General features: G+C 71.1%; 26 protein-coding genes. 15 read left to right on the forward strand and 11 right to left on the reverse strand.

Features of this window, described 5'->3' with window-relative positions:
* On the reverse strand, positions 1-465 hold a 465-nt coding region (locus tag ACFO0C_RS03330; RefSeq protein ID WP_378064990.1), incomplete at its 3' end, for a hypothetical protein.
* 76 nt (positions 466-541) lie between these two features.
* Positions 542-2695: a HEAT repeat domain-containing protein gene (locus ACFO0C_RS03335; protein ID WP_378064991.1), complete on the reverse strand. Its 2154-nt coding sequence runs from the start codon at positions 2693-2695 to the stop codon at positions 542-544.
* Between the two features lie 32 nt (positions 2696-2727).
* On the opposite strand from ACFO0C_RS03335, the gene ACFO0C_RS03340 reads away from it, so the two are divergent.
* Positions 2728-3369, forward strand: coding sequence for a 4a-hydroxytetrahydrobiopterin dehydratase (locus ACFO0C_RS03340; protein WP_378064992.1), 642 nt, complete (start codon positions 2728-2730; stop codon positions 3367-3369).
* 48 nt (positions 3370-3417) lie between these two features.
* On the opposite strand, the gene aceB is transcribed toward ACFO0C_RS03340, so the two are convergent.
* Together aceB and aceA are read right to left on the reverse strand one after the other, a co-directional pair.
* Positions 3418-5043 (reverse strand): malate synthase A, encoded by a 1626-nt coding sequence (gene aceB, locus ACFO0C_RS03345; protein ID WP_378064993.1) that lies wholly within the window; start codon positions 5041-5043, stop codon positions 3418-3420.
* Between the two features lie 29 nt (positions 5044-5072).
* Positions 5073-6356 carry an isocitrate lyase gene (aceA, locus tag ACFO0C_RS03350; RefSeq protein ID WP_378064994.1) on the reverse strand — a complete coding sequence of 428 codons (1284 nt, stop codon included), beginning with the start codon at positions 6354-6356 and terminating at the stop codon, positions 5073-5075.
* Between the two features lie 177 nt (positions 6357-6533).
* On the opposite strand from aceA, the gene ACFO0C_RS03355 reads away from it, so the two are divergent.
* Entirely contained in the window at positions 6534-7955 is a 1422-nt protein-coding gene (locus ACFO0C_RS03355) for a helix-turn-helix domain-containing protein (protein WP_378064995.1), read from the forward strand.
* Between the two features lie 244 nt (positions 7956-8199).
* Here the strand turns inward: ACFO0C_RS03355 and ACFO0C_RS03360 are convergent, their stop codons facing one another.
* The 3 genes from ACFO0C_RS03360 to ACFO0C_RS03370 form a co-directional block, all read right to left on the reverse strand.
* A complete protein-coding gene (locus ACFO0C_RS03360; protein WP_378064996.1) occupies positions 8200-8703 on the reverse strand; it encodes a DUF402 domain-containing protein in 504 nt (167 codons plus the stop codon).
* Positions 8700-9086 carry a RidA family protein gene (locus ACFO0C_RS03365; RefSeq protein ID WP_378064997.1) on the reverse strand — a complete coding sequence of 129 codons (387 nt, stop codon included), beginning with the start codon at positions 9084-9086 and terminating at the stop codon, positions 8700-8702. Before ACFO0C_RS03365 ends, ACFO0C_RS03360 begins: the two co-directional genes overlap by 4 nt.
* A gap of 660 nt (positions 9087-9746) precedes the next feature.
* Positions 9747-11195 (reverse strand): ATP-binding protein, encoded by a 1449-nt coding sequence (locus ACFO0C_RS03370; RefSeq protein WP_378064998.1) that lies wholly within the window; start codon positions 11193-11195, stop codon positions 9747-9749.
* A gap of 107 nt (positions 11196-11302) precedes the next feature.
* On the opposite strand from ACFO0C_RS03370, the gene ACFO0C_RS03375 reads away from it, so the two are divergent.
* From ACFO0C_RS03375 to ACFO0C_RS03390, 4 genes are all read left to right on the forward strand, one after another.
* On the forward strand, positions 11303-11488 hold the full coding sequence (locus ACFO0C_RS03375; protein WP_378064999.1) for an antitoxin: 186 nt from the start codon (positions 11303-11305) through the stop codon (positions 11486-11488).
* Positions 11489-11532: 44 nt separating this feature from the next.
* Positions 11533-12339, forward strand: a complete 807-nt coding sequence (locus tag ACFO0C_RS03380) for a class I SAM-dependent methyltransferase (protein ID WP_378065000.1) — start codon at positions 11533-11535, stop codon at positions 12337-12339.
* Positions 12340-12371: 32 nt separating this feature from the next.
* Positions 12372-12929 (forward strand): hypothetical protein, encoded by a 558-nt coding sequence (locus tag ACFO0C_RS03385; RefSeq protein ID WP_378065001.1) that lies wholly within the window; start codon positions 12372-12374, stop codon positions 12927-12929.
* A gap of 330 nt (positions 12930-13259) precedes the next feature.
* Positions 13260-14354 (forward strand): S8 family serine peptidase, encoded by a 1095-nt coding sequence (locus ACFO0C_RS03390; RefSeq protein WP_378065002.1) that lies wholly within the window; start codon positions 13260-13262, stop codon positions 14352-14354.
* A 25-nt stretch (positions 14355-14379) separates the two neighbouring features.
* Here ACFO0C_RS03390 and ACFO0C_RS03395 read toward each other — a convergent pair whose 3' ends face one another.
* Both ACFO0C_RS03395 and ACFO0C_RS03400 read right to left on the reverse strand, forming a co-directional pair.
* Positions 14380-14736: a hypothetical protein gene (locus ACFO0C_RS03395; protein WP_378065003.1), complete on the reverse strand. Its 357-nt coding sequence runs from the start codon at positions 14734-14736 to the stop codon at positions 14380-14382.
* A 223-nt stretch (positions 14737-14959) separates the two neighbouring features.
* The gene (locus tag ACFO0C_RS03400) at positions 14960-15886 is read right to left on the reverse strand and encodes an alpha/beta hydrolase family protein (RefSeq protein ID WP_378065004.1); all 927 of its coding nucleotides are present in this window, start codon (positions 15884-15886) and stop codon (positions 14960-14962) included.
* Between the two features lie 66 nt (positions 15887-15952).
* Between ACFO0C_RS03400 and ACFO0C_RS03405 the strand changes: the two genes are divergently transcribed.
* A complete protein-coding gene (locus ACFO0C_RS03405) occupies positions 15953-16351 on the forward strand; it encodes an SRPBCC family protein (RefSeq protein WP_378065005.1) in 399 nt (132 codons plus the stop codon).
* Here ACFO0C_RS03405 and ACFO0C_RS03410 read toward each other — a convergent pair.
* Positions 16320-16670, reverse strand: a complete 351-nt coding sequence (locus ACFO0C_RS03410; protein WP_378065006.1) for a hypothetical protein — start codon at positions 16668-16670, stop codon at positions 16320-16322. The two genes, ACFO0C_RS03405 and ACFO0C_RS03410, sit on opposite strands and share 32 nt — an antisense overlap.
* A gap of 203 nt (positions 16671-16873) precedes the next feature.
* On the opposite strand from ACFO0C_RS03410, the gene ACFO0C_RS03415 reads away from it, so the two are divergent.
* The 7 genes from ACFO0C_RS03415 (at position 16874) to ACFO0C_RS03445 (ending at position 23227) form a co-directional block, all read left to right on the forward strand.
* Positions 16874-17998: an ABC transporter substrate-binding protein gene (locus ACFO0C_RS03415; protein WP_378065007.1), complete on the forward strand. Its 1125-nt coding sequence runs from the start codon at positions 16874-16876 to the stop codon at positions 17996-17998.
* A gap of 25 nt (positions 17999-18023) precedes the next feature.
* The gene (locus ACFO0C_RS03420) at positions 18024-18887 is read left to right on the forward strand and encodes an ABC transporter permease (RefSeq protein WP_378065008.1); all 864 of its coding nucleotides are present in this window, start codon (positions 18024-18026) and stop codon (positions 18885-18887) included.
* Positions 18875-19642 (forward strand): ABC transporter permease, encoded by a 768-nt coding sequence (locus tag ACFO0C_RS03425; protein ID WP_378065009.1) that lies wholly within the window; start codon positions 18875-18877, stop codon positions 19640-19642. The genes ACFO0C_RS03420 and ACFO0C_RS03425 overlap by 13 nt, the downstream gene beginning before the upstream one ends.
* Positions 19639-20658: an ABC transporter ATP-binding protein gene (locus ACFO0C_RS03430; protein ID WP_378065010.1), complete on the forward strand. Its 1020-nt coding sequence runs from the start codon at positions 19639-19641 to the stop codon at positions 20656-20658. Before ACFO0C_RS03425 ends, ACFO0C_RS03430 begins: the two co-directional genes overlap by 4 nt.
* A gap of 105 nt (positions 20659-20763) precedes the next feature.
* On the forward strand, positions 20764-22125 hold the full coding sequence (locus tag ACFO0C_RS03435; protein ID WP_378065040.1) for a cellulase family glycosylhydrolase: 1362 nt from the start codon (positions 20764-20766) through the stop codon (positions 22123-22125).
* A gap of 101 nt (positions 22126-22226) precedes the next feature.
* Positions 22227-22595: an ArsR/SmtB family transcription factor gene (locus ACFO0C_RS03440; protein WP_378065011.1), complete on the forward strand. Its 369-nt coding sequence runs from the start codon at positions 22227-22229 to the stop codon at positions 22593-22595.
* Positions 22592-23227: an SRPBCC family protein gene (locus ACFO0C_RS03445; RefSeq protein ID WP_378065012.1), complete on the forward strand. Its 636-nt coding sequence runs from the start codon at positions 22592-22594 to the stop codon at positions 23225-23227. The genes ACFO0C_RS03440 and ACFO0C_RS03445 overlap by 4 nt, the downstream gene beginning before the upstream one ends.
* A gap of 9 nt (positions 23228-23236) precedes the next feature.
* On the opposite strand, the gene ACFO0C_RS03450 is transcribed toward ACFO0C_RS03445, so the two are convergent.
* The gene (locus ACFO0C_RS03450) at positions 23237-24202 is read right to left on the reverse strand and encodes a sulfotransferase family protein (protein ID WP_378065013.1); all 966 of its coding nucleotides are present in this window, start codon (positions 24200-24202) and stop codon (positions 23237-23239) included.
* Positions 24203-24253: 51 nt separating this feature from the next.
* Here ACFO0C_RS03450 and ACFO0C_RS03455 point away from each other — a divergent pair, with 51 nt between their 5' ends.
* Entirely contained in the window at positions 24254-24601 is a 348-nt protein-coding gene (locus ACFO0C_RS03455) for an MmcQ/YjbR family DNA-binding protein (RefSeq protein WP_378065014.1), read from the forward strand.
* Positions 24602-24604: the final 3 nt, after the last annotated feature.

Here is a 24604-nt window from a genome sequence, read left to right on the forward strand (position 1 = left end):
GGCCGCCGCGTCGACGGCGTGGGCCGGTCCCCCGAGGTTTCCCCGGTCGTACGGCATGACGACCCAGCCGCCGGTGGCCGTGGTCCTGATCACCGCGCTGCGGACGCTGGGCCAGTCCGGTGCGAGCGCCGCCAGCTCACGGCGCACCAGGCCACCGAGGCGCTGTGGGAAGTCCGCGGCCGGCTCGGCCGGAAGGGACACCTCGGCGCCGAAGTGCCCGGCGACGACGGTCCACATCCCGCTGTCGCCGCTTTCCCGGAACACCCGTGCCGTCTTCTCCGGCCGGTATCGCCGGGCCGGGACGCCCGCGACCTCCGTGCAGAACGTCTCCCACGCCTGCCCGTCGTCCGCCCCGGAAGGGCCGGGCCGGCCGTACAACTCCAGGATCGCCTCGCCGAGAGCCGCGTCCGACAGGTCCTCGCCGGCATGCACGCCGGTGGTCCGGAACCCCCGCGTCACGAACATCCGCCCACGGAAGACGTGAACCTGACCCCACATGGTGACCCCCGTCCATCGAAGGACGAACCCTATGCGGCACCTGTCAGCGAAGTCCCTCCAGGGCTGTGATCGTCGCGCGGATCCGATCGCGGAGCCGATCGTCTGCCCAGGACTCGTCGCCGAGGATTCCGGCCGGGAATCGCTCGTCACGGTCGGCGAGTGCGACCAGGTCCGGGATCGCGGAGACCGCGCCGATCCCGGCCAGAACGGTGAGAGCCTTCGTGGCCGTCGATCCCCCGGCCGGCACCGCCGCGACCAGCGGACCGGCCAGCTCGTCCGCGGGCACCCCGAGCCGGTGCAGGGCCAGAGCCGCTCCACGCCGCGTATCAGGATCGGATTGAAGTAGTTTGCGCAGCTCAGGAATGAGGTCCTGGCCGGCGCCGAGTTCCGCCAGGAGTTCGGCCGCGTCACCCGCCGGGCCGGAACCGCGCCCGACGACCTCCCGCAGCGTGGGCAGGACCGCCGCGGCGTCGCCGGTGGCCCGCCAGATCACGCGGGCCGCCGCCACCCGCACCCGCCGGTCCTGCTGATCCTCTGGTGTCCCACCGAGCATCCGGGCAAGCCCCGGCACCAGTACGGCGGCGTCCGCGCCGGCGTCAGCGATCAGCCCCAGCCAGTACACGAGCCGGTGGGAATCGATCCCAGCCGCGGAAGGAACGGCGGGCAGGACGGCTGCGGCTGCGGTGAGGAGAGGGCCGGTGTCGCCGGTCAGGCGGAGGATCGCGTGACCGGACGGGACGTCGCCGGACCCGGCCCGGCCGGTGAGCGCCGGGATCGCCGGCAGCGCGGCCGGGCCGATCGCGGCGAGGGCGAGGGCGGCCGCGTCCGGATGGCTGTTCAGGAGGGCGACGATCTCGGGGAACGCGGGTGCGGCGGCCGGTCCCCACGACTCCAGGACGCCGAGCAGGCCGTCGAAGTCCTGCCGGGACGACGCGGGGAGGAACGGTGCCGCCGCGGAACCCGGGCCCGGCGCGGTGATCGCGCGCCGGATGACCGCGAGCGCGGCCGGATCGAAGGGCACCTCGATACCGCTGAGCACCTCGTGGGCCGTTCCGGCATCCCAGGCCGCGGCCAGCGCTTCCGGATATCCGGGATGGCCCAGGTGCACGAGCACCCGCAACGCGCAGCGGCTGCCGGTCCCGGCCATGCCGAGCAGGCTGCCCGCCACCGACATGCCGGCGGGAGACGCTCCCGCGGCCGGACCGCCGGCAGCGGGGGCGGTCTCCCCCGAAGGCCGACGGTCACCGGGCGAGACCGGATCGGCGGTGAGAAGAGGGGCGACGAGCGGGCCGGCGGCCAGGGCGGCGACCGCGGCGTCGGCGCGGACCTCCGGGTCCGGGTCGGTCAGCAGCGCCGCTACCAGGGGTAGCAGGGCGGGCACCGACGAGCGGGACCTCAGGAGACGGGCGTGGATCGAGTGCAGGAGACGGCTTCGGGTGGACGGGTCGGCGGACCGGGCGAGCGGGGCGCCGAGGATCGCGGCCGCCGCCGGCTCGGTCGCGGCGAAGACGACCTCCCAGGCCGAACGGTGGCCGGCCCACAATGTGTCCACCAGGGCGAGCGCCTCACCGACCGGTTCCAGGACGTCCGGTGGGAGCGGGACGCCGGAACCGGCGAGGACCGTCGCGGCGGTGGCCCGCAACTCCGGGGACGGGTCGTGCAGGGCCGCTTCCAGCAGCGGGACGGTCGCGGCCGGTTCGAGGCGGGACAGACCGGCGAGGACGGATGCCCGTACCGGAGGATGGTCTTCGGAAGCCCAGCGCTCCCGCAAGCTGTCGTAGGCGTGCGGGCCGCTGTGGGCCGCCGCGAAGGCGGCGTGCAGCCGGATCCGTGGATCGGCGTCGGCCAGCAGGGGCAGCAGCGGACCGCTGTGCACCGCGACGGCGGCCCGGACCAGCGGCTGCCCCGGGCCGCGGGTCAGGCGCGGATCGCACAGCTCGCCGAGGATCCGCAGCAGGTCGGGCCGCCGGTGGATGCCTTCGGTGACGGCGAGTTCGACCAGGAACGGGACCACCTCGGCGGTCGCCGGGTAGACGGTGCCCTGGTGCCAGAGGCTCGAACCGAACTCGAACATCGCCTCGTCCACCACATCGGGATCGGGGGACGCGAGACCGCGCAGGATGTCCGGGGCCTCGGTGCACGGCCCGTAGGCGCCGTCGAGCGCGGCCCAGTCGATGTCGTCGATGCCGTTTAACACCCGATCACGGTACGCGGTGCGAGCATGGTGGCATGACGAAGCTGACCGGCCAGGAGATCACCGAACAGACGCCGGCGGGGTGGGTCTACCTGCGGAACGCGTTGCGGACCCGGCTGCGGACCGGGGATTTCGCGACCGGGCTGGCGCTGGTGAACGCGATCGGTGGCGCCGCCGAGGCGGTCGACCACCACCCCGACCTGGACCTGCGCTACGGCTGGGTGGACGTCCGGCTGTACAGCCACGACGTGGGCCGCGTGACCGGGCGGGACCTGCGGCTCGCGGCGACGATCAGCGAACTCGCGGCGGCCGCGGGTGTCACCGCGGGCGCGGAGGGGCTGACCGTTCTGGAGCTGGCGCTGGACAGTCCGGGCTTCCCGGAACAGCTCGGTTTCTGGGAGGCGGTGCTGGGCTACCCGCGCGATGACGACGGTGACCTGCGGGACCCGTACCAGAAGGTGCCGTTGATCTGGTTTCAACGCTCCGGCGACGAGGAGCCGCGGCAACGCTGGCACCCGGACCTGTGGGTCACGCCGGCCGAGGTGGCGCCGCGGATCGAGGCGGCGCTGGCCGCCGGTGGGACGCTGGTCAGTGACGCCGGCGCCCCGAGTTACCGGGTGCTGGCCGACCCGGAGGGCAACCGGGTCTGCCTGTGCACGTGGGAGGGACGGGAATGACGAACGGGGCGGCGTGGACCGAGACCACGCCGCCCCGCCCTCATCCGATCAGGCCGCGACAGGAGCCTGAGCGGTGACCGGAGCCGCCACCCCACCGGACAGGTGCCGTAGGTAGGCCGGCAGGGTGAGGAACTCCGGGCAGGTCCGTTCCGACAGCAGGACGGTCAGCAGGGTCCGCGCCTGGCCGAAGCAGCGGGCGGCCTCCTCGTCCAGCGCGCCGGTCTCGCTGAGGACGTCGAGTTCCTCGCGCAGCATCCGGGAGACCAGGCCCGCCGAGACCGGCACGCCGTAGTCGGTCGGGGTGCCCGAGGAGATCCACTGCCAGAGCTGGGCCCGGCAGATCTCGGCGGTCGCCGCGTCCTCCATCAGGCCGCCGAGCGCCACCGCGCCCCGGCCGCCCAGCCAGGCGGCGATGTAGCGCAGGGCGACGCTGACGTTGGTGCGCAGCGCGACCTCGGTGACGGTGACGTCGGTGGCCTTGATGTCGAGCAGGTCGGCCGCGGTGACCCGCACGTCGTCCCGCTTGCGGACGATCTGGTGCGGTTCGTCGCCGAGCCACTGGTCGAACACCTCACGGCAGGTCTCGACCAGGCCAGGGTGGGCGACCCAGGAGCCGTCGAAGCCGTCGCCGACCTCGCGCCGCTTGTCCTGGCGGACCTGGTTGAGGGCCCGCTTCGCGGCGACCGGGTCCCGGCTGGGCACGACCGCGGCCATCCCGCCGATCGCGTGGGCGCCGCGCTTGTGGCACGTCTTGACCAGCAGTTCGGTGTAGGACCGCATGAACGGCGCGGTCATGGTGACCTGCGACCGCTCGGGCAGGACCACGTCCGGACGGTTCTTGATCATGCTGAACAGGTAGTCCCAGCGGCCCGCGTTCAGGCCGGCCGAGTGCTCGCGCAGCTCGTACAGGATCTCCTCCATCTCGAACGCGGCGTTGATCGTCTCGATCAGGACGGTGGCCCGGATCGTGCCGCGCGGGATGCCGAGGTATTCCTGGGCGAAGACGAACACGTCGTTCCAGAGGCGGGCCTCCAGGTGCGACTCCATCTTCGGCAGGTAGAAGTAGGGGCCGCTGCCCCGGTCGATCTGCTTCTGCCCGCTGTGGAACAGGTACATACCGAAGTCGAACAGCGACGCCGACACGGCCCGGCCGCCGATGCGCAGGTGGCACTCCGGCAGGTGCCAGCCACGCGGCCGCACCATGATCGTCGGGACGTTGGCGCCGATCTCGTAACGCTTGCCGTCCGGCGCGGTGAAGTCCAGCGTGCCGTCCAGCGCGTCACGCAGGTTGAGCTGGCCGAGGATGACGTTGTCCCAGGTGGGCGACGTCGCGTCCTCGAAGTCGGCCATCCAGACCTTGGCGCCCGAGTTGAGGGCGTTGATGGTCATCTTCCGCTCCGGCGGGCCGGTGATCTCGACCCGCCGGTCGGTGAGGTCCGCAGCGGCCGGGGCGACCTGCCAGGACAGGTCGTCCCGGATGTGCTGCGTCGAGGAGAGGAAGTCCAGGTCGGTGGTGCGGGTGGCCCGGCGGCGCCGGCGGCGCTCCAGCAGCTGAACCCGGCGGGCGCCGAACTCGCGGTCAAGCGCCACGATGAACTCGACAGCCTCAGCGGTCAGGATCTCGGAGTAACGGCCTGCGGTCGTACCGGTGATGGTGATCTCTTCGGCGCCCATGTCTTCTACCTACCTGTCGCTGTCGCTTCTCAGAACTGCTCGGCCTCGGTGGAACCCGACAGCGCCGTGGTGGAGCTGTCCGGGTTGAGAGCGGTGGAGACGGCGTCGAAGTAACCGGTGCCGACCTCGGCCTGGTGCTTGGTCGCGGTGTAGCCGTCGGCCTCGGCCGCGAACTCGGCCTCCTGGAGCTTCACGTAGGCGCTCATGCCGGTCGTGGAGTAGCCCTTGGCCAGTTCGAACATCGAGTGGTTGAGGGCGTGGAAACCGGCCAGCGTGACGAACTGGAACTTGTAACCCATCGCGCCGAGCTCCTTCTGGAAGCGGGCGATGGTGTCGTCGTCCAGGTGCTTCTTCCAGTTGAACGACGGCGAGCAGTTGTACGACAGCAGCTTGCCCGGGTGCTTGGCGTGCACGGCCTCGGCGAACTTGCGGGCGAACTCGAGGTCCGGCTTGCCGGTCTCGACCCACAGCATGTCGGCGTAGTCGGCGTAGGCGATACCGCGGGCGATCGCGGCGTCGTCGCCCGGGGTGACCCGGAAGAAGCCCTCGGAGGTCCGCTCGCCGGTCACGAACGGCTGGTCACGGGGGTCGACGTCGGTCGTCAGCAGGTCGGCCGCGAGGGCGTCGGTCCGGGCGATGACCAGGGTCGGCACGCCGGCGACGTCGGCCGCGAGACGGGCCGCGTTCAGGGTGCGGACGTGCTGCTGGGTCGGGATGAGCACCTTGCCGCCCAGGTGGCCGCACTTCTTCTCGCTGGCGAGCTGGTCCTCCCAGTGCACACCGGCGGCACCGGCGGCGATCATGCCCTTCATCAGCTCGAACGCGTTCAGCGGGCCACCGAAGCCGGCCTCGGCGTCGGCGACGATCGGGGCGAACCAGTCGCGCTCGTACCTGCCGTTCGAGGTGTCGATCTGGTCGGCGCGCAGCAGCGCGTTGTTGATCCGGCGGACGACCGCGGGAACCGAGTTCGCCGGGTAGAGCGACTGGTCCGGGTAGGTGTGACCGGAGAGGTTCGCGTCCGCCGCGACCTGCCATCCGGACAGGTAGATCGCCTTGAGGCCGGCGCGCACCATCTGGGTCGCCTGGCCACCGGTCAGCGCGCCGAGGGCGTTGATGTAGTCCTCGGTGTGCAGCAGCTCCCACAGCTTCGCGGCACCGCGCTCGGCCAGGGTGTGCCGCTCCTGCAGGGTGCCCCGCAGCTTCACGACGTCCTGTGCGGTGTAGTCACGCTTGATGCCGGCCCAGCGGGGGTTGTTGGCCCACTCCCGGGTGAGGTCCTCAGCGGTACCGCCCCGGTTCTCGAACTCAGTCATCAGAAAAATCCCTTTCCTGCCCTGTCGCGTTCTTCCTCGTGGAAGAACTTCACTCTCAGGGATCACACCAGCCCCCATGAAGACTGTTTCCGAGGAAAGAAGTGAAAAAATTCTGTTAGTGTCAAACCCGTGACCGCTTCACTTTCACCTTCTTCTCAGGCGAGCGCTGAGCCATCGGTGGACCTCGTAACGCTCGGGCAGCGTCTCCGGCACCTCCGGCGGACCCGTGGCATGACCCTCGACCAGCTCAGCGACGCGGTCGGGCGGGCGCCGTCCCAGCTCTCGCTCATCGAGAACGGCAAACGGGAGCCGAAACTGTCGGTGCTCCAGGCGATCGCGGGGGCGCTGGGCGTACCCATGCAGGATCTTCTCCGCCCGGAGGCGCCGAGCCGCCGCGCCGGCCTGGAGATCGAGCTCGCGCACTTCCAGCAGAATCCCGCCTATCAGGCGCTCGGCCTGCCGGTCGTCAAGGCGGGCCGGCGGCTGCCGGCCGACGCCCTCGAATCGCTGATCGGCATGCACCGCGAGCTCAACCGGGTGCTCACCGAACAGACCGCGACCCCCGAGGTGGCGCGGCGCGCCAACGCGCAACTGCGCGCCGACATGCGGCGCCGCGACAACTACTTCGCCGAGATCGAGGCGGCGGCGGCCAAAGTCCTTCAATCGGTACGGCACACGACCGGCCCGCTGTCACAACGAGGCATCCTCGACATCGCCGCGCAGATCGGGTTCACCCTGAACTACGTCAACGACCTGCCCGCGTCGACACGGTCGGTGACCGATCTGAAGAACCGCAGAATTTATCTCCCGCAGGTGGCCAGCGGTAAAGGCCACGACCCGCGGGCCGTCGTGCTGCAGACACTCGGCCACTTCGTCCTCGGGCACAACGACCCCTCCGACTACGGCGACTTCCTGCGGCAGCGCGTCGAGGTCAACTACTTCGCGGCGGCACTGCTGATGCCGGAGAAGTTCGCCGTCGACTTCCTCGCCGAGGCCAAAGCCGACCGGGCACTCGCCATCGACGACTTCCGGGACGCGTTCGGGGTGTCCTACGAGACGGCGGCGCACCGGTTCACCAACCTGGCCACACACCACTTCGGGATTCCGGTGCACTTCGCACGGGTCCACGAGACCGGGATCGTCTACAAGGCGTATGAGAACGACAACGTGCGCTTCCCGTCCGACGTGACCGGGGCCATCGAGGGACAGCCCGTCTGCCGCAAGTGGGCGTCGCGCACGGTCTTCGAGGCCGAGGACCCGTACTCGTCGTTCTACCAGTTCACCGACACCGGCGCGGGGACGTACTGGTGCACCGTGCACGTCGAGTCGACCCGCTCCGGGGAGTTCTCGGTCACCGTCGGTACGCCGTACGAGCACGCCCGCTGGTTCCGCGGAGGGGACGTGCCCGGGCGCACCGTGTCGACCTGCCCCGACCCGGACTGCTGCCGCCGGCCACCGGTCGCACTCGTCGACCGGTGGGCCGGCAACGCGTGGCCCAGCGCCCGGGTCCACTCCCACCTGCTGGCCGCCCTGCCGCCGGGCACCTTCCCGGGCGTCGACAACCGGGACGTCTACGACTTCCTGGAGCGCCGCGCCTGAACCCGAGCCGGCTTCACCGCCGTCCCGGCCTGCCGACATCGGGCCGGGTCTCACCGCCGTGGCCGCCTTGAGACGGCGGTGAGAACCAGCCGGGCTCTTTCAGAAGACTTGAGCGACTTGAGGCGGCTTGAGTTACTTGAGGCGGCTTGAGTTACTTGAGGCTGCTTGAGTGACTTGAGGCTGCTTGAGTGACTTGAGGCTACTTGAGGCTAGTTCAGGCCACTTCAGGCGACTTCAGGCCACCTCAGGCGACGAAGGCGGCGAGCCGGCGGCGGGCCTCGGTCTCGAACGGCTGGGTGGCCGCCGACATCCTGGTGAACAGGTCGTCGCAGGTGGAACGAGCCTCGGCGATCACCTCCGGCGGGTAGCCGTACCGGATCTGGTGCTCGGCGAACTCGTCCTCGTCGAGCACCGCCACCGAGCCGTCCCACTGCCGGATCACGTCGAGATCCAGGTCGACGGCGTGCACCACACCGTCGACGACCCGGGGCCGGTCGGTGATGTCGATGTAGACGGCGATCGACGACGCCACCGACGGGGCGTTCACCGAGGCGATCCAGCAGCCGGAGGCCGGCACCAGCATCACGAAGTCGTGCAGTTGCGGGAAGATCTCCCCGTCTCCGCGGCGCATGCTGATCCCGGCCCTCCCGGCCAGCCACAGTCCGTGCCCGTCCTCGCCGAGCGGTTCCAGGTCGCACTCCCAGTGCCGGAGCCCGCCCCACTTGGTGAACCGGACCTCACCGGTCATGCCGGCACCGCGGCGACGGCCTCGATCTCGATCAGCAGATCCGGGCGGAACAGGCCCGCGACCTGGACGAGCGAACTGGCCGGCGGCCGTGCCGTGTCCACGAACTCGTCACGAATCGACCGGATCGCGGGCAACTCGTCCGTGCCCGTCACGAAGTAGGTCAGCTTGATCACGTCACCCCAGCCGGCGCCGCCCGCGGCCAGCGCCGCCTCCACGTTGCGGAACGTCAACCGGGTCTGCTCGGCCCAGCCCTCCGGAACCTTGCCGTGCGCGTCGATCGGCACCTGCCCGGAGATGTACACGAGCCGGCTGCCCGGCGCGACGACGACGGTGTGGCTGTATCCGTTCGGGGCGGGCGGCCCCGGAAAATCGATGATCGCCATCCGTCCACCCTAGATATTCCGCACCGCACCGCCATCACATTTCCACACCGCCACACCACCGCACCGCCACACCGCCACACCACCGCACCGCCACACCGCCACACCACCGCACCGCCACACCGCCACACCGCCACACCGCCACACCACAAGAGCCCTAAATAACCCCAAATCCCACGATCACCGACCCCTCCTCCGGCGATCTTGACCGTTCAACCACCGCTTCCGGTGGCCAATCGATCAAGATCGGTGCAGGGCGAAGCGAAGCGGCGCGGCGCGAAGCGAAGCGGCGAGGCGCGGCGCGAGGCTTCGCGAGACGGCGCGGCGCGAGGCGAGGCGAGGCGCGGCGCGAGGCGAGGCGCGGCGCGGCGCGAGGCGCGGCGCGAGGCGAGGCGCGGCGCGAGGCGCGGCGCGAGGCGAGGCGAGGCGCGGCGCGAGGCGAGGCGAGGCGCGGCGCGAGGCGAGGCGCGAGGCGAGGCGAGGCGCGGCGCGAGGCGAGGCGAGGCGCGGCGCGGCGCGAGGCGGCGCGCGGCGCGAGGCGGCGCGCGGCGCGAGGCGGCGCGCGGCGCGAGGCGGCGCGCGGCGCGAGGCGGCGCGCGGCGCGAGGCGGCGCGCGGCGCGAGGCGCGGCGCGAGGCGAGGCGCGGCGCGAGGCGCGGCGGGTTCAGGGGGTGGGGGGTGGGGTGCCTCGGAGGTTGTGGATCGCCGTCAGCAGGTCGGACTGGGAGATCGGGGTGACGGCGGCCCCGCGCGCGTCCTGCATCGCCTTGGTCAGCTGGACCCGCCGCAGCGCCTCCTTGATGTCGGCACCGGTCATCCCGGTGCTGGCCACCCCCAGCGCCGCCAGGTCGAGGTCGTCGGCGAACATCCGGAAACCGGGCGTCTCGTGGGCGCCGATCAGCCCGCGGATCATCTTGCGGAGGATCTCCGCGCGGGACGTCTCGTCCGGCTTGGGGACACTGATCTTGACGTCGAAGCGACCGGACCGGATCAGCGACTCGTCGACCCGGTGCGGGAAGTTGGTGGTGGCGACGACGATGACGTTCGGGTTCTCCTCGATCAGGTCGTTCATCTCCTGCTTGAAGATGCCGGCGACCGCGTTGAGGGCCTGGCTCGCGGCGTCCCCGCCCGCCCCGGCGTAGCTGACGATCGAGTCGAACTCGTCGAACAGCATCAGGGTCGGCGTCCGGTACCGCCGGGCGTCGCGGAAGATCTGCTTGATGTTGCGTTCCGAGCCGCCCAGGTACTTGTCGAGGATCTCGGGTGTGCGGATCTCCCGGAATTCGGCGCCGATCTCGTTGGCGAGCGCACGCGACAGCATGGTCTTGCCGGTGCCGGGTGGCCCGTACATCAGCAGGCCCTGAGGGCGACGGGCCCCCCACCGTGCCATCGCCTCGGGATGCCGGAAGGAGACGGCGATCTGGCGCAGCTCGGCGACGACGTCGGCGAGGCCGCCGACCATGTCGAGGGTGACCGACTGGGTGGCGGCGGGGGTGGCGGGCAGGCGGCCGATCACGAAACGGCGGCCGGCCAGCGACTGCGGCCCGGCGATGCCGGCGACGGCCTGGAGGGTGAGGATGACGAAGGCGCGCAGATGGGCGACACCGACGGCGTCGCGCGGGACCCGCGTCTCGAGCCGGGCGACACCGCCGTCGTGGGTCACCGTCGCCTCGATGCCGGCGGCGGCGTCCGCGAGCAGTCCGGGTTCGCGGTCGTCCGGCTTCTCCAGACCCAGGGTTCGGTACGCCGCGGCCGCGGCCGATCCCACGCCGTCGACGAGTCGTGTCACCACCTGGTCGCCGGCGGCGATCCGGCGGGCCAGGAGCGGGCCGAGCGGATCGATGTCGAGCATGATGCCGCGCATCTTCTCCTTCGTCGCGGCCGGCGGGTCGAGGGTGACGATGCGGGCGGTGAAGACGTGCTCGGTGCCACCGGTGCCGTCGACGCTCAGGTCGACCCGCTGGACCGGCGACGGCCAGACGGCCCGCTGCAGCAGGTCGACCCGGTTGACGCGGGCGGCGGCCAGCAGGGTGCCGGCGTCGACCATGTCGACGGTCGCCCCGGCGTGCTCGAAGGTCTCGGTGTGCGGCCGGGTGGGGCTCGCGTCGGTCATTGTTGTCGTCTCCCGCCGGGCTCGGGTGCAGGACGTACCTCCCCAGCGTGACACGCGATCGCATGCAAGGCAGTTTGGCCGGGTGGCGGGCGGGAAATCGGCCTGGCATGAGCGACTTCCTGAACCGGGCGAAGAGTTTCGCCGACCAGCACGACGAGCAGGTGGACCAGGCGCTGGAGAAGGCCGGCGATCAGGTCGACGAGCGGACCGGCAACAAGTACTCGGAGCACATCGACCGGGGTGTGGACGAGGCACAGCGCCGCACCGGGGAGGGCGACACCGTTCCGGGCTGAGATAATCACTGGTCCGCCGCGGGTGGACCGGCAACGATTCCACGATGGATCAGACCACCACCGAGATCGTCGACTTCTACACCGGATATGACGAGGCCGGGCGCCTGGACCGGAGGGCGTCGTTCCAGCTGGAGCGGATCCGCACGCTGGAGTTGTTGACGGAGCATCTGCCGCCGGCACCGGCCTCGATCCTGGACGTCGGTGGCGGGCCGGGGGCGTATGCCCGCCCACTGCTCGCCGCCGGCCACCGGGTGCGGCTCGTCGACCTGGTGCCGGCGCACGTGGAGCAGGCCCTGGCCGGGGTGCCGCCGGTCGACGCGGTCGTCGGTGACGCCCGGTCCCTGCCGGTCCCGGACCGGGGCTATGACGCGACACTGCTGCTGGGGCCGCTCTATCACCTGCTGGACCGTGCGGACCGGCTGCTGGCGCTGCGGGAGGCGGTGCGGGTGACCCGGCCCGGCGGGGTGGTGATGGCCGCGGCGATCTCCCGGTTCGCGGGGCCGCTGGACTTCGCGGCGACCGGCCGGTTCACCTCCGACCGGCTGTACGAGGAGGCCGCGCAGATCCTCCGGGACGGGCGCAACCATCCGGGGCTGGGGTTCACGCACGCGTACTTCCATCGGGTGTCCGAACTGGCGGACGAGTTCCGGGAGGCCGGCCTGACCGGGGTGGCGGTGCATGGTGTGGAGGGTCCGGCCTGGCCGGCGGCGGAGGCCGCGGCCGGCACCCCGTCGGAGCGGGCGGTCCTGGAGGGGGCGCTGGCTCTGGCGCGTCTCTACAGCTCCGAGGCGGACGTGGTCTCGTCGAGTGCCCACCTGATGGCTGTGGCGATCACCCCTGACGGACGATGACCACGCCGTGACCGCGGTGGCAGGATGTCGGCATGCTGGTCGTGTTCGCGCACAGCACCTCCGGGCCCACGGTCGCCACGCTGCACCGCGGTGACGGGGTGGTGCTCCAGTTGCCCGGCTACGACCGGAAGTACCGGGTGCCCCACGATCTGGCACACTTCGCCACCGAGCGGACGTTCGAGATGTCGGGCGGGGTGTTCGGCTCGATCGCGGCCGGCGCCGTCTTCGCCGGCATGCGGGTGCTGAGCGGGCGGCCACGCCATGACGCGGCCGCCCGCAGCCGGCTGGTCCTGGACGGCTGCAAGCAGAGCCTGGGCCTGGCCGAGCTGATCGCCGGGATGGTGCACCACGCGGTGGAGACGGGTGTTCCGGAGCAGGCGCCCGCCCTCGTGCGCAAGGCGTGGGGCGCGCTGGAGACCGGCGAGCCGCCGTGGCCGGACGAGCGGGCCGCCGAGGCGGCGCGGGTGTTGTCGGAGCTGGCCGGCGACTTCGAGGCGGCCGGCTCGGTCCGGGTGACCTGGCCGGATCATCTGGTCGCGGCCGTTCCCCCGGCCCGCGGCATCCGGCGGGGGCGGCGCGGCCGGACCTGACGGCCGGTCACCCACCGTGAACTTGCGGAATCAAAATCGTGGATCTACGGTGTTCCTCGCAGCCGCGCGTTTCCAGACGGGGGAAAAATGCTGGCGGTCTTCCCGGGCACCGGTGTGCCCTTCTCCTGGCGTTCCAGCCACTCCCTTTGCACTCCGGCCCTGTTGTAGTGGCCGCGTAGAAAACATTTTCTCGGCTGCCATCGAATGGCACGGAAAAACGCATTCGTTCGTCCCGTCGAATGGACAGGAGAACGGTGACGCCCGCCATCGGCGGCAACGATTCGCGCTTCACCGGGGTGCGGCGCGGCTGGCGAGGTGGACATTGTGCGCGTGACGATCAGGACGCTGGCCTGTCTGGCCGCCGGGGCCCTGGTGGGTGCCGGTCTTCCGGCCGCGGCCGCGGATGGGCACTACGCGGATAGGCACTACGCCGATGGGCACTACGCCGATGGGCACTACTGGGTCGAGCAGCTCCGGCTCGACCAGGCGTGGCGGCTCAGCACCGGCGCCGGGGTGACCGTCGGTGTCCTGGACACCGGGGTGAACGCCGGGCACCCGAACCTGGCCGGGGCCGTGCTGCCCGGACGGGCCTTCCCCGATCTCGGGCAGGGCGTCCAGGACGCCTGGGGCCACGGCACCACCGTCGCGATGCTGATCGCCGGCCGGGGCGTGGACGGCGCGACGAAGGGGGTGGCGCCCGGCGCGGCCATCCTGCCGGTCACCACCAGCGGCACCAGCGACGCCGTCAGCGAGGCCCTGCACTGGCTGGTCGATCAGGGAGCCGGTGTGATCAATCTGTCGGTCGGACGGGCCCGGCCCTCGGCGCGGTCCGCCGCGGTGCTCGACGAGGCTCTCGCCTACGCCGCCCGGCACGATGTGGTGGTCGTCGCGGCGGCCGGCAACAGCGGCACGGACACCGGCGTCACCACTCCGGCCGACCGGCCCGGTGTGGTCGCGGTGAGCGCCGTGGACCGGACCGGGCGGTTCCGGCCCGACGTGAGCGTCTCCGGCCCCGAGGTGGCCCTGGCCGCACCGGGCGTCGCGATCGTCACCGCCGGCGAGGCGGGAGTGGCGGGGAACGACCTGTCCCCGGACGGCACCAGTTACTCGGCCGCCCTGGTCAGCGGGGTGATCGCGCTGGCCCGGGCCGCACATCCGGACGAGTCGGCCGCCGAGACGGTCCAGCGGGTGCTGACCACGGCACGGCCGGCCGGGGCGGAGGGCCGGGATCCCGAGTACGGCTACGGCGTCGTCGACCCGCCGGCGGCCCTGGCCGCGCCACCGGCCGTGAAGGCGGACGCCCCGGCGAGGAGGACCGCGTGGTGGCCGCACGCGCTGGGCGTACCGGCCGCGGTCCTGGTCCTCGCCGGGGCGGTCGTGGTGCTGCGACGCCGGAACCGGCCGCGCTCCGGGACGGCCCGGTGAGGGCGGTCCCGGAGCGCGGTGACGGTCAGGCGAACTCGAGCGTCTTGGTGCAGCTTCCACCGGAGCCGGTGCGGCACAGGCGGTAGAAGTGGTTGTACTTGCCGTACGCCTTGCCGGTGTACGTGCGGGTGCCGGTGCACACCTGGGCGCCGTGCCACTGCCAGGCCGCCGTACCGAGCCGGAACTGCCACCGGGCGCAGTGGCCGTCCTCCGCCGGGTCCTTGGCGTACATGTTGTAGACCATCTCACCCGGGTTGCTGCCCGAGTAGTGCACGACCTCGCCCCAGGCACCGGTCGTGGTGTAGGTCGCGGCCTGCGCCGGCAGAGCCGCCGCGGCGACCATCATCGCGGCACCGGTCGACACGACCAGGGCGCGCTTCATCCAATTCGTTGCACGTGCCATTGAATCCCCCGTTGATTCGTTGAATGCGAATTCGCCGACCCACCGGCACAATGCAGCGCCGGGGCTCGAATCGCGTCGCAACGATGTCACGGGACATCAATGGATGTCAAGATCGGTGGATTCATCGCACCGAATGGCCCCGCGGGGAAATGAACCGCGGAAAAGCGGGGCCCGCCCGTACGCCGACAGGCGGGCCGTGCTTCTACTTGACGTAGGTGACGGTCACGTTCGGGTCGGACGCGTCGCCGGTGGTGTAGACGTACTTCTTGGCCGCGCTGCTGCCGGTCTGGGCGAGCAGCCACTGCGCCGACCAGCGGGCGATCGTCTCGACACCGACCGCCTGGTCGAGGGTCTGCGCCGAGGTGTCCGGGGCGGCGCCGGCCGGGTTCTGCCCGTTGGTGACGCCGTAGTGGTTGGTGCCGGTGACCGAGATGAACGCCTTCGGCGTGCCCGCGGTCAGGTTGTAGGTGGACAGGCCCTCGTCCGGGGTCGCGACGCCGTCGGCGAGACCCTGGATGTAGCCGACCGGCACGGTGTTGAGCACCGGCAGGACGATCGAGGTACCGGACAGGATGTAGTTGCCGCCGTAGGTGACGACCGCCTCCAGCTCGCTCGGCGCGGTGTTCGCGATCGCGCAGAACGGGATGATGCAGAGCCCGGTGCTGAGGCTGAGCGCGGTCGCGGCACCGAACGAGTGGCCGGACAGCACGAGCGTGTTCTCGTCGATCCGCTTGTAGAGCGGGGACGCCGGGTCGTCGTCCTCGGCCTCGGCCCAGTCGACGGTCCAGCCGGCCTGTGCGCCCTCGGGGAAGAGGCCGCTGGTGCCGAACAGGCTGCGGGTGTGGTTGGGGACGGCCACGACGAACCCGTACGAGGCGAGCGTCGCCGCGTACGTGGAGTAGTGCGACTTGTCGACGTTGGCGCCCTGGAGGAAGAGCGCGACCGGCAGCCGGGTGCCGGTCGTCGGGTAGTACACGTCGGCGCTGTCACCGTTGATCGTCGTGGCGTAGCTCGCGACCGCCGGGGAGGCGCTCGCGGGGGCAGGGGCCACGGTCAGCGCCGTGGCCAGGGCGGCGGCCGTCGCCGCGACCGCCGTCCGTTTCCAAGAACGGAACGATGTCACATTCATGGATACGGACTATGTCGATCAATCGGTACGCCGTCAAGAGCCGGAATTTTCTGCGACGATTCCGGGGTGACTTCGGCATCCCGCTACCTCAGCGAGCGCATCGACGTTCCGGCCGGTGACGTGTACACGTTCACCAGCGACCCGGCCAACCTGCCGGCCTGGGCGCCCGGCCTGGCCACGTCGGTGACCCGGGAGGGCGACCGGTGGCTGATCGGCGACGACGGCGCCGAGCTGGTCTTCACCCCCCGCAACGAACTGGGCGTGCTGGACCACTGGGTGCGCCCGCCGGACGGCGACGAGGTCTACGCGCCGATGCGGGTCATCCCGGACGGCGACGGGGCGGAGATCATGTTCACCCTGCGGCGGCTGCCGTGGATGACCGACGACGACTTCGACCAGGACGCCGACGCGGTGCAGGCCGACCTGACCCGGCTCAAAGAGGTGCTCGAGTCCGGCCGGCGGTGATCCGTACCGAATAGAGAAAAAGAAGAACCTGCAGGCCCGGCACGGCCAGAACCACCGCCAGCATCGGGCCCCGCGGGTCCATGGCCAGGTGCAGCACCATCATCAGCCCGCTCAGGACCAGCAGGGTGGTCCACGCCGCGCGGTCGGCGGGCCGGCGCAGCAGCGAGAGACCGCACGGCACACAGACCAGCGCGAGCACACCGAGAGCCGCGAAGAGCGCGGGAGCGTGCCCGGCGTGACCGCCGGCCAGCGCCAGATGAACGGCGACGCCCGCTACTCCGGCCGCCGCGGCGAGCCGGGCGAGGGCGGCGTGATCCACATAGGCGAGTCTGCCATATAACAGTCGTCCAACGACTGCTTTCGATCATCCCCGCCACATGGAAAAGTGCAGGCTAACCCCAGGCGACGGCGGTAGGGCCGAATTCGCCCCCTGGCCTCCTGCCGTATGCCCGTCCTCCACCCGGCACTCCCATGATCCACCAGCGCGCACCGGTCCCCGGTGCCGCAGAAGGAGGAACTCCAGTGCGCACCACCCTTGCCCGCTCCGCAGTCACCACCCTGACGGCTGCCGCGATGATCGCCTTCGCCGGCGCCTGCTCGCCCCCGGAGAAGGAGTCCGAGGCCGCCACGAGCAAGGCCGGGACCGCCACCAGCGCCGCCGACCTCGGTGGCCTGGACGCCCTGATCGCCGAGGCCAAGAAGGAGGGGCAGCTCAACGTCATCGCGCTGCCGCCGGACTGGGCCAACTACGGCGAGATCATCAAGGCGTTCGGTACCAAGTACGGCATCAAGGTCAACTCTGCCCAGCCGGACGGCTCCAGCCAGGACGAGATCAACGCCGCCACCCAGCTCAAGGGCCAGGACACCGCTCCGGACGTGTTCGACCTGGGCGTCTCGGTGGCGACCGCCAACACCGCGATGTTCGCGCCGTACAAGGTGGAGAAGTTCGCCGAGATCCCGGACAGCCTCAAGGACGCGAACGGCACCTGGGTCAACGACTACGGCGGCTACATGTCGATCGGCTACGACAGCGCCAAGGTCCCGGCCCCGACCAGCGTCGCCGACCTGCTGAAGGCCGAGTACAAGGGCAAGGTCGCGCTCAACGGCGACCCGACCCAGGCCGGCGCGGCGTTCGGCGGCGTGCAGATGGCGTCGCTGGCCAACGGCGGCACCGTCGAGGACATCAGCAAGGGCGTCCAGTTCTTCGCCGACCTGAAGAAGGCCGGCAACTTCCTGCCCGTCGACCCGACCGCGGCCACCGTCGAGTCCGGCCAGACCCCGGTCGTCTTCGACTGGGACTACCTGAACGCCGCGCAGTCGAAGAAGCTGCCCACCTGGAAGGTCTTCGTGCCGTCCGGTGCGGTCCTCGGCTCGTACTACGTGCAGGCCGTGAACAAGGACGCCCCGCACCCGGCGGCCGCCCGTCTGTGGCAGGAGTTCCTCTACTCCGACGAGGGCCAGAACCTGTGGCTCAAGGGTGGCGCCCGCCCGGTCCGCGCCGACGCCATGCAGAAGGCCGGCACCATCGACGCGACCGCGTTCGCCGCGCTGCCGGCCGTCGAGGGCACCGCGGTCATCCCGACCGAGGCGCAGAGCACCAAGGCCAAGGAGTACCTGACCGCGAACTGGGCCAAGGCCATTGGCTGAGATCGCCGCGGACGCTCCGCAGCGCGTGGCCGCACGGCCACGCCTGCGGGGCACCGCCCTGCTCGGCACGGTCCCGTTCTTCGCGTTCGTGACGATCTTCCTGATCATCCCGACGCTGACCGTGGTCATCGGCGCGTTCACCGGCGACGGCGGGCGCGGCTTCACCCTGGCCAACGTCCGTGCCCTCACCGACGAATACATCATCGACGCGTTCGGCCGCAGCATCGCGCTGTCCGCGTCCAGCGCGCTGATCGGCGCGGTGCTCGGCGCGGTCCTGGCGTACGCGCTGGTCACCGCGAAACCGGACGGCCTGCTGCGCCGGCTGGTCACCGCGGCGGCCGGGGTGCTCGCCCAGTTCGGCGGCGTCACGCTGGCCTTCGCCTTCCTGGCCACCATCGGCCTGTCCGGGTTCGTGACACTGTGGCTCCAGGAGCACGGCCTCGATCCGTACGCCAACGGCGTCTGGCTGTTCGAGCTGCCCGGGCTCACGCTCGTCTACACGTACTTCCAGATCCCGCTCATGGTGATCGTCTTCCTGCCCGCGCTGGACGGCATCCGCCCGCAGTGGCGGGAGGCGCACGTCAGCCTCGGCGGCAACACCTGGCAGTACTGGACCCGGGTGGCCGGCCCCCTGCTCGCCCCCGCGTTCCTCGGCTCGACCCTGCTGCTGTTCGCCAACGCCTTCTCCGCGTACGCGACCGCCGCCGCCCTGGTCAGCCAGGGCAGCCCGATCGTCCCGCTGCAGATCCGCGGCGCCCTGACCAGCGAGGTCGTGCTAGGCCAGGCCAACCTGGGCAAGGCGATGGCGCTCGGCATGGTCGTCGTGGTGGCCGTGGTGATGACCCTCTACTCGCTGCTCCAGAAGAGGACCGCCAAATGGCTCGGGTGATCTTCCGGTGGACGGTCCTGTCCGTGATGGGGGTGTTCTTCCTGCTCCCGCTGGTCGCCATGGTCGAGTTCAGCACCCGGGACGCGAAGACGTGGCCGCTGCTGCTGGACTGGCCGCGCCTGAGCGCCGAGTACCCGGCACTGGCCGAGGGCATCGTCGCCTCACTGCTGCAGGCGGCGCTCACCTCGCTGCTGATGCTGGCGCTGCTGGTGCCGACGGCGGTCTGGGTGCGGCTGCGGCTGCCCCGGTTGCGGCGGCTGGTCGAGTTCCTCTGCCTGCTGCCGCTGACCATCCCGGCGATCGTGCTGGTGGTCGGCCTGGCCCCGGTCTACGCCTGGGTCAACTACTTCCTCGGCGGCTCGTCGCTGACGCTGGTGTTCGCCTACACGATCCTGGTGCTGCCGTACGCGTACCGCGCGATCGACGCCGGCCTGTCCGCCATCGACGTGCAGACCCTGGCCGAGGCGGCCCGCAGTCTCGGCGCCGGCTGGACCACCGTGATCCTGCGGGTGGTGCTGCCGAACATCCGCTCGGCGGTGCTGTCGGCCGCGTTCCTGACGGTGGCCCTGGTGCTCGGCGAGTTCACCATCGCGTCGCTGCTGCACCGCACCAACCTGCAGGTCGCCATCGAGTACCTGGGCAAGAGCAGCGCCGGTGTGTCGGTGGCGGTGTCGCTGGCCGCCCTGCTGCTCGCGTTCGTGCTCCTGCTCGTCCTGTCCCTGGCGGGCAACTCCCGGAAAGGAAAGACCTCATGAGCGGCGTCGCCGTACAACTCGACGGGCTGCGCCGCACGTTCGGCAGCGTGCACGCCCTCGACGACCTGGACCTGTCGATCGAGCCGGGCGAGCTGATCGCGCTGCTCGGGCCGTCCGGCTGCGGCAAGACCACCGCGCTGCGGATCCTGGCCGGGCTGGAGGAGGCCACCGCGGGCCGGGTCCTGGTCGGCGGCAGGGACGTCACGCGGCTGCCGGCCAACCGTCGGGACATGGGCATGGTGTTCCAGGCGTACAGCCTCTTCCCGCACCTGAACGCCCTGCAGAACGTCGAGTTCGGCCTGCGCCTGCGCAAGGGTCGTGCCCCGAGGGAGCGGGCCGGCGAGATGCTGGACCTGGTCGGTCTCGGCGGCTTCGGCAACCGGTATCCGCACCAGCTCTCCGGCGGCCAGCAGCAGCGCGTCGCCCTGGCTCGCGCTCTCGCGATCGAGCCGCAGGTGCTGCTGCTCGACGAGCCGCTGTCGGCGCTGGACGCGAAGGTGCGGGTGCAGCTGCGTGACGAGATCCGCCGGATCCAGACCGAGGTCGGCACCACCACGCTGTTCGTCACCCACGACCAGGAGGAGGCCCTGGCGGTCGCCGACCGGGTGGGCGTGATGCGGGCCGGGAAGCTGGAGCAGCTGGCCACACCGTCGGAGGTCTACCTGCGGCCGGCGACCGCGTTCGTGGCCGACTTCGTCGGCACCAGCAACCGCCTGCCGGGAACGGTGACCGGCGATGTCGTCGAGGTGCTCGGCGACCGGCTGCCGCTGGTGACCCCGCACGCCGGCGGGGCGGTCACCGCGCTGATCCGGCCCGAGGCGGTCGAGGTGGCTCCCGACCCGGAGTCCGCCGCGAAGGTGTTGACCAGCAGCTTCCTCGGCCCGACGAGCCGGGTCACGGTGTCCGTCGGGGACCACCTGGTGATCGCCCAGGTGCCGAGCGGCCGGCTGCCGGAGCTGACCCCGGGCACCGCCGTCCGGGTCACGATCCAGCCGGTGGCGGTCGCCCTGGAATAGACGTCGGTTAACGCAGGCGTTACAGTCGGAGATCCTGGGAGCGCTCCCAGGACGGGTTCCCCCACCCATCCCCGAGGTGATGCTTTCGTGAAACGCCGTACAGCAATCGCCCTGACCACGGTATTCACCGTGGCCGCGGCATCGACCGCCGCCTTCTTCGCGCTCCCCGCCAGCGCGGAGACGGCGGCGTTCGCCGTCCAGAGCTCGTGGAACAACGGTTACCAGGCCCAGGTGACCGTCAACAACAACACGTCGTCGCAGATCAATACGTGGAAGGTCGAGCTGACCTTCCCGGCCGGCACGACGGTGACGCAGTCGTGGAACGCGACGCAGGCCGCCGGCGGGAACACCTACACGTTCACGCCGGCCGGCTGGAACGCGACGATCGCGGCCGGGGCCTCCACCAGCTTCGGCTTCATCGCCAGCGGCACCGGCCAGCCGACCAGCTGCCGCGTCAACGGCCAGGCGTGCACCGGGACCACCACCCCGCCGTCGCCCAGCCCGTCGTCCGCCTCGCCGTCGCCGTCCACCTCCACCCCGCCTGCCACGGGGACGCCGGTGCAGGTCAACGGGCAGCTCAAGGTCTGCGGGACCAAGCTGTGCAACGAGTACGGCCAGGCGGTCCAGCTCAAGGGCATGAGCACGCACGGCATCCAGTGGTTCCCGAACTGCTACACCGACGCCTCGCTGGACGTGCTCGCCAACGAGTGGAGCGCCGACCTGTTCCGCATCTCGATGTATGTGCAGGAGCAGGGCTACGAGACCGACCCGGCCGGCTTCACCACCCGGGTCAACAACCTCGTCGAGGAGGCCACCGAGCGCGGCATGTACGCGCTGATCGACTTCCACATCCTGACCCCGGGTGACCCGGCCTACAACCTGGAGCGGGCCAAGACCTTCTTCGCCCAGGTGTCGGCGCGGCACGCGAACAAGAAGAACGTCATCTACGAGATCGCCAACGAGCCGAACGGCGTGAGCTGGGCGCAGATCAAGAACTACGCCGACCAGGTCATCCCGGTGATCCGGGCGAACGACCCGGACGGCGTCGTGATCGTGGGCACCCGCGGCTGGTCGTCGCTGGGCGTCTCGGAGGGCTCGAACTCCTCGGAGATCGTGAACAACCCGGTCAGCGCGTCCAACGTGATGTACGCCTTCCACTACTACGCGGCGTCGCACAAGGACAACTACCGCGCCGAGGTGGAGCGGGCCGCGGCCTCGCTGCCGCTGTTCGTGACCGAGTTCGGCACGGTGACGTACACCGGCGACGGCGCGGTCGACACGGCCAGCAGCAACGCGTGGTTCGACCTGCTCGACCGGCTCAGGATCGGGTATGCCAACTGGACGTACTCGGACGCGAGCGAGGGCAGCGCGGCGTTCAAGCCGGGCACCTGCAACGCCGGCACCTTCGCCGGCACCGGTTCGCTCACCGAGTCCGGCGCGCTGCTCCGCAACCGCATCCGCGCCTGACCCGCGAGACTCCGCCGGGCCCGCCTCCCTTCCACCGGGCGGGCCCGGCGGCCTTTTATAAACAGGTCACTTATATAAGTCGCTTCTGATAGGGTTCCCTCGTGCATGCGTTCGATGTGCTCGGCGATCCGGTCCGGCGCCGGATCCTCGAGATGCTCGCCGAGGGCGAGCAGACCTCCGGGGCCGTCACCGCCGTCATCCGGGCGGAGTTCGGGATCACCCAGCCGGCCGTGTCGCAGCACCTGCGGGTGCTGCGCGACAACGGCTTCGCCACGGTGCGGCCGGACGGCGCCCGGCGCCTCTACGCCGTCGACCACACCGCACTGCGGCAGGTCGACGAGTGGCTGGCGCCGTTCCGGAGGTTCTGGACGCCGCACCTGTCCGCGATGGCCACCGAGGTGGCCCGCGGCAAACGCCTTCGGCGACTCGGCGAGGGCGTCGGGACCACCGATGCGAGGAGCGCGCGATGATCGAGGTCAAAGAGCAGATCAGTGAGGTACGGCGGACGATCGGCACCCGCGTGCTGGAGGCCGGTGAGGCCCGCGTGATGACGATCAGCCAGGCCTACGACACCGACCAGGACGACCTGTGGGACGTCGTGACGAACCCGGAGCGGATCCCCCGGTGGTTCCTGCCGGTCTCCGGTGAGCTGCGCCTCGGCGGGCGATACCAGTTCCAGGGCAACGCCGGCGGCACGATCACCCGATGCGACCGGCCGCACGCCGTCGGCGCGACCTGGGAGTTCGGCGAGCAGGTCAGCTGGGTCGAGGTGCGGCTCACGCCGGAGGGCGACGGGCGCACCCGGTTCGAGCTGGAGCACGTGGCGCACGTCGACGACGAGCACTGGGAGCAGTACGGGCCGGGAGCCGTCGGGCTGGGCTGGGAGGGCGCGTTCTGGGGTTTGGCCAACCACCTGGCGACCCCCGAGGCGACGATCACCCCGGAGGCCGCGATGGAGTGGGCGATGTCTCCGGACGGCATCACGTTCATGCGGCTCAGCGCCGAGGCGTGGACCGAGGCGGACATCGCCTTCGGCACCGACCCCGAGCAGGCCCGCCGTCAGGCCGCGAACACCTTGAAGGCCTACACCGGGCAGGAGTGAGCCGGCCCCTCAGAGACGGGCCGCCAGGGCGGGGCCGCGCAGCCGGCCGCGGACGGTCTCGGCGCGGTCCCGGGCCGGGCCGATCCGGTCACGCACGGTCAGCCAGGTGCGGACGGCGCGGATCCGGGGCGTGCGGTGGCAGTCGGTGGCCAGCTGGTATCCGAAACGGGTCAGCCGGTCACCGAAGACCGCCTCGCACCGGGCGACCTCCTCCCCGGTGAGGCGCTGCTGCCAGCTGCTGACCCGGGCCGTCGTGACGTCCGCCCGGGTCAGCGCGTGCCACGTCTTGTACTCGGGCACCGCGACCGGGGCCAGCTCGGACGGGCGGGCCATCGCCGGGTCGTACTCCTCGCCGAGGAACTCGCAGATCCGCCGCAGACGCGGTTCCGGATCGGCCACCAGGTCCTCGTAACGCACCTGGTGGAAGGTGTCACCGGGCAGGGTCCGGGCGGCCCGCAGCGCGTTGTCGGCCGAGCGGGCCCAGACGTCGATCAGCTCCCCGAGGTCACCGGAGCTCCATGGTGTCTCCTTGAGCGACGCCACGCAGTCCCGGCCGTCCCGCATGATCGTGATGATCTGCGCGTCCGGGAAGAGCCGCCGGATCGTCGGCAGATGCCGCAGGTAGAGCGGCCGCTTGTCGCCCCAGCGTGGCTTGCCGAAGCGGGCGGCGTACATCCGGAAGACCGTCCCGAACGCCGAACCGAGCGTCGGCGGCGCCGACGTGATCGCCTCGACCACCGCCTCCGCCTCCAGGCCGAGATCGCCGAAATGCGCGGTGCGGGTGATCCACTCGCCGAGGGCCCGCCGCCGCGCGGGGTCGCCGAGGTCGCCGAACTCGCGCCGGCGCGCATAGCCGGGCAGCAGGAACCGGCTCTCCGGGGGCAGCGCGATCCGCGGGTGGGCGTGCAGCATGAGCTGGAGCATGGTCGTGCCCGAACGCGGGCAGCCGACGACGAAGATCGGGCGATCAGACATGCCCTAGACCGTAAAATACGTGTTGTCCGTTTTGCAAAATAAGAGGCTTGTATGACCGGTGAGGAACTGCTTCAGTACTGTCTCGCCAAGCCCGGGGCCTGGCCGGACGAGCCATGGGAGGGTGACACCGTGGCGAAGGTGGGCGCGAAGATCTTCGCGTTCCTGGGCGGCGGCGGCACGGTCGGCGTCAAGTGCGGCAAAGGTCGCGACCTGGCCGACGAGTGGCTGGACCGCTACCCCGCCGACGCCACGGCCAGCTCCTACATCGGCCGCCACGGCTGGAACACGCTGCGCCTCGGCGGCGCCATCCCGGACGACGAGATCCTCGAGGCGGTCGACGCCTCCTACGACGCCGTCGTCGCCACCCTGCCGAAGAAGAACCGTCCCGTTCCTGAATAAAGC

It is taken from the genome of Actinoplanes subglobosus (genome assembly GCF_042650585.1).
GTDB lineage: Bacteria > Actinomycetota > Actinomycetes > Mycobacteriales > Micromonosporaceae > Actinoplanes > Actinoplanes subglobosus.

Bases quoted from the DNA above. Each gene is read 5' to 3' on its own strand.
- ACFO0C_RS03365 (WP_378064997.1), bottom strand. From the start codon at position 9,086: ATGGCGATCATCGATTTTCCGGGGCCGCCCGCCCCGAACGGATACAGC.
- ACFO0C_RS03430 (WP_378065010.1), top strand. From the start codon at position 19,639: ATGAGCGGCGTCGCCGTACAACTCGACGGGCTGCGCCGCACGTTCGGC.
- ACFO0C_RS03380 (WP_378065000.1), top strand. From the start codon at position 11,533: ATGGATCAGACCACCACCGAGATCGTCGACTTCTACACCGGATATGAC.
- ACFO0C_RS03375 (WP_378064999.1), top strand. From the start codon at position 11,303: ATGAGCGACTTCCTGAACCGGGCGAAGAGTTTCGCCGACCAGCACGAC.
- ACFO0C_RS03445 (WP_378065012.1), top strand. From the start codon at position 22,592: ATGATCGAGGTCAAAGAGCAGATCAGTGAGGTACGGCGGACGATCGGC.
- ACFO0C_RS03455 (WP_378065014.1), top strand. From the start codon at position 24,254: ATGACCGGTGAGGAACTGCTTCAGTACTGTCTCGCCAAGCCCGGGGCC.
- ACFO0C_RS03450 (WP_378065013.1), bottom strand. From the start codon at position 24,202: ATGTCTGATCGCCCGATCTTCGTCGTCGGCTGCCCGCGTTCGGGCACG.
- ACFO0C_RS03370 (WP_378064998.1), bottom strand. From the start codon at position 11,195: ATGACCGACGCGAGCCCCACCCGGCCGCACACCGAGACCTTCGAGCAC.
- aceA (WP_378064994.1), bottom strand. From the start codon at position 6,356: ATGACTGAGTTCGAGAACCGGGGCGGTACCGCTGAGGACCTCACCCGG.
- ACFO0C_RS03395 (WP_378065003.1), bottom strand. From the start codon at position 14,736: ATGAAGCGCGCCCTGGTCGTGTCGACCGGTGCCGCGATGATGGTCGCC.
- ACFO0C_RS03425 (WP_378065009.1), top strand. From the start codon at position 18,875: ATGGCTCGGGTGATCTTCCGGTGGACGGTCCTGTCCGTGATGGGGGTG.
- ACFO0C_RS03340 (WP_378064992.1), top strand. From the start codon at position 2,728: ATGACGAAGCTGACCGGCCAGGAGATCACCGAACAGACGCCGGCGGGG.
- ACFO0C_RS03360 (WP_378064996.1), bottom strand. From the start codon at position 8,703: ATGACCGGTGAGGTCCGGTTCACCAAGTGGGGCGGGCTCCGGCACTGG.
- ACFO0C_RS03400 (WP_378065004.1), bottom strand. From the start codon at position 15,886: ATGAATGTGACATCGTTCCGTTCTTGGAAACGGACGGCGGTCGCGGCG.
- ACFO0C_RS03385 (WP_378065001.1), top strand. From the start codon at position 12,372: ATGCTGGTCGTGTTCGCGCACAGCACCTCCGGGCCCACGGTCGCCACG.
- aceB (WP_378064993.1), bottom strand. From the start codon at position 5,043: ATGGGCGCCGAAGAGATCACCATCACCGGTACGACCGCAGGCCGTTAC.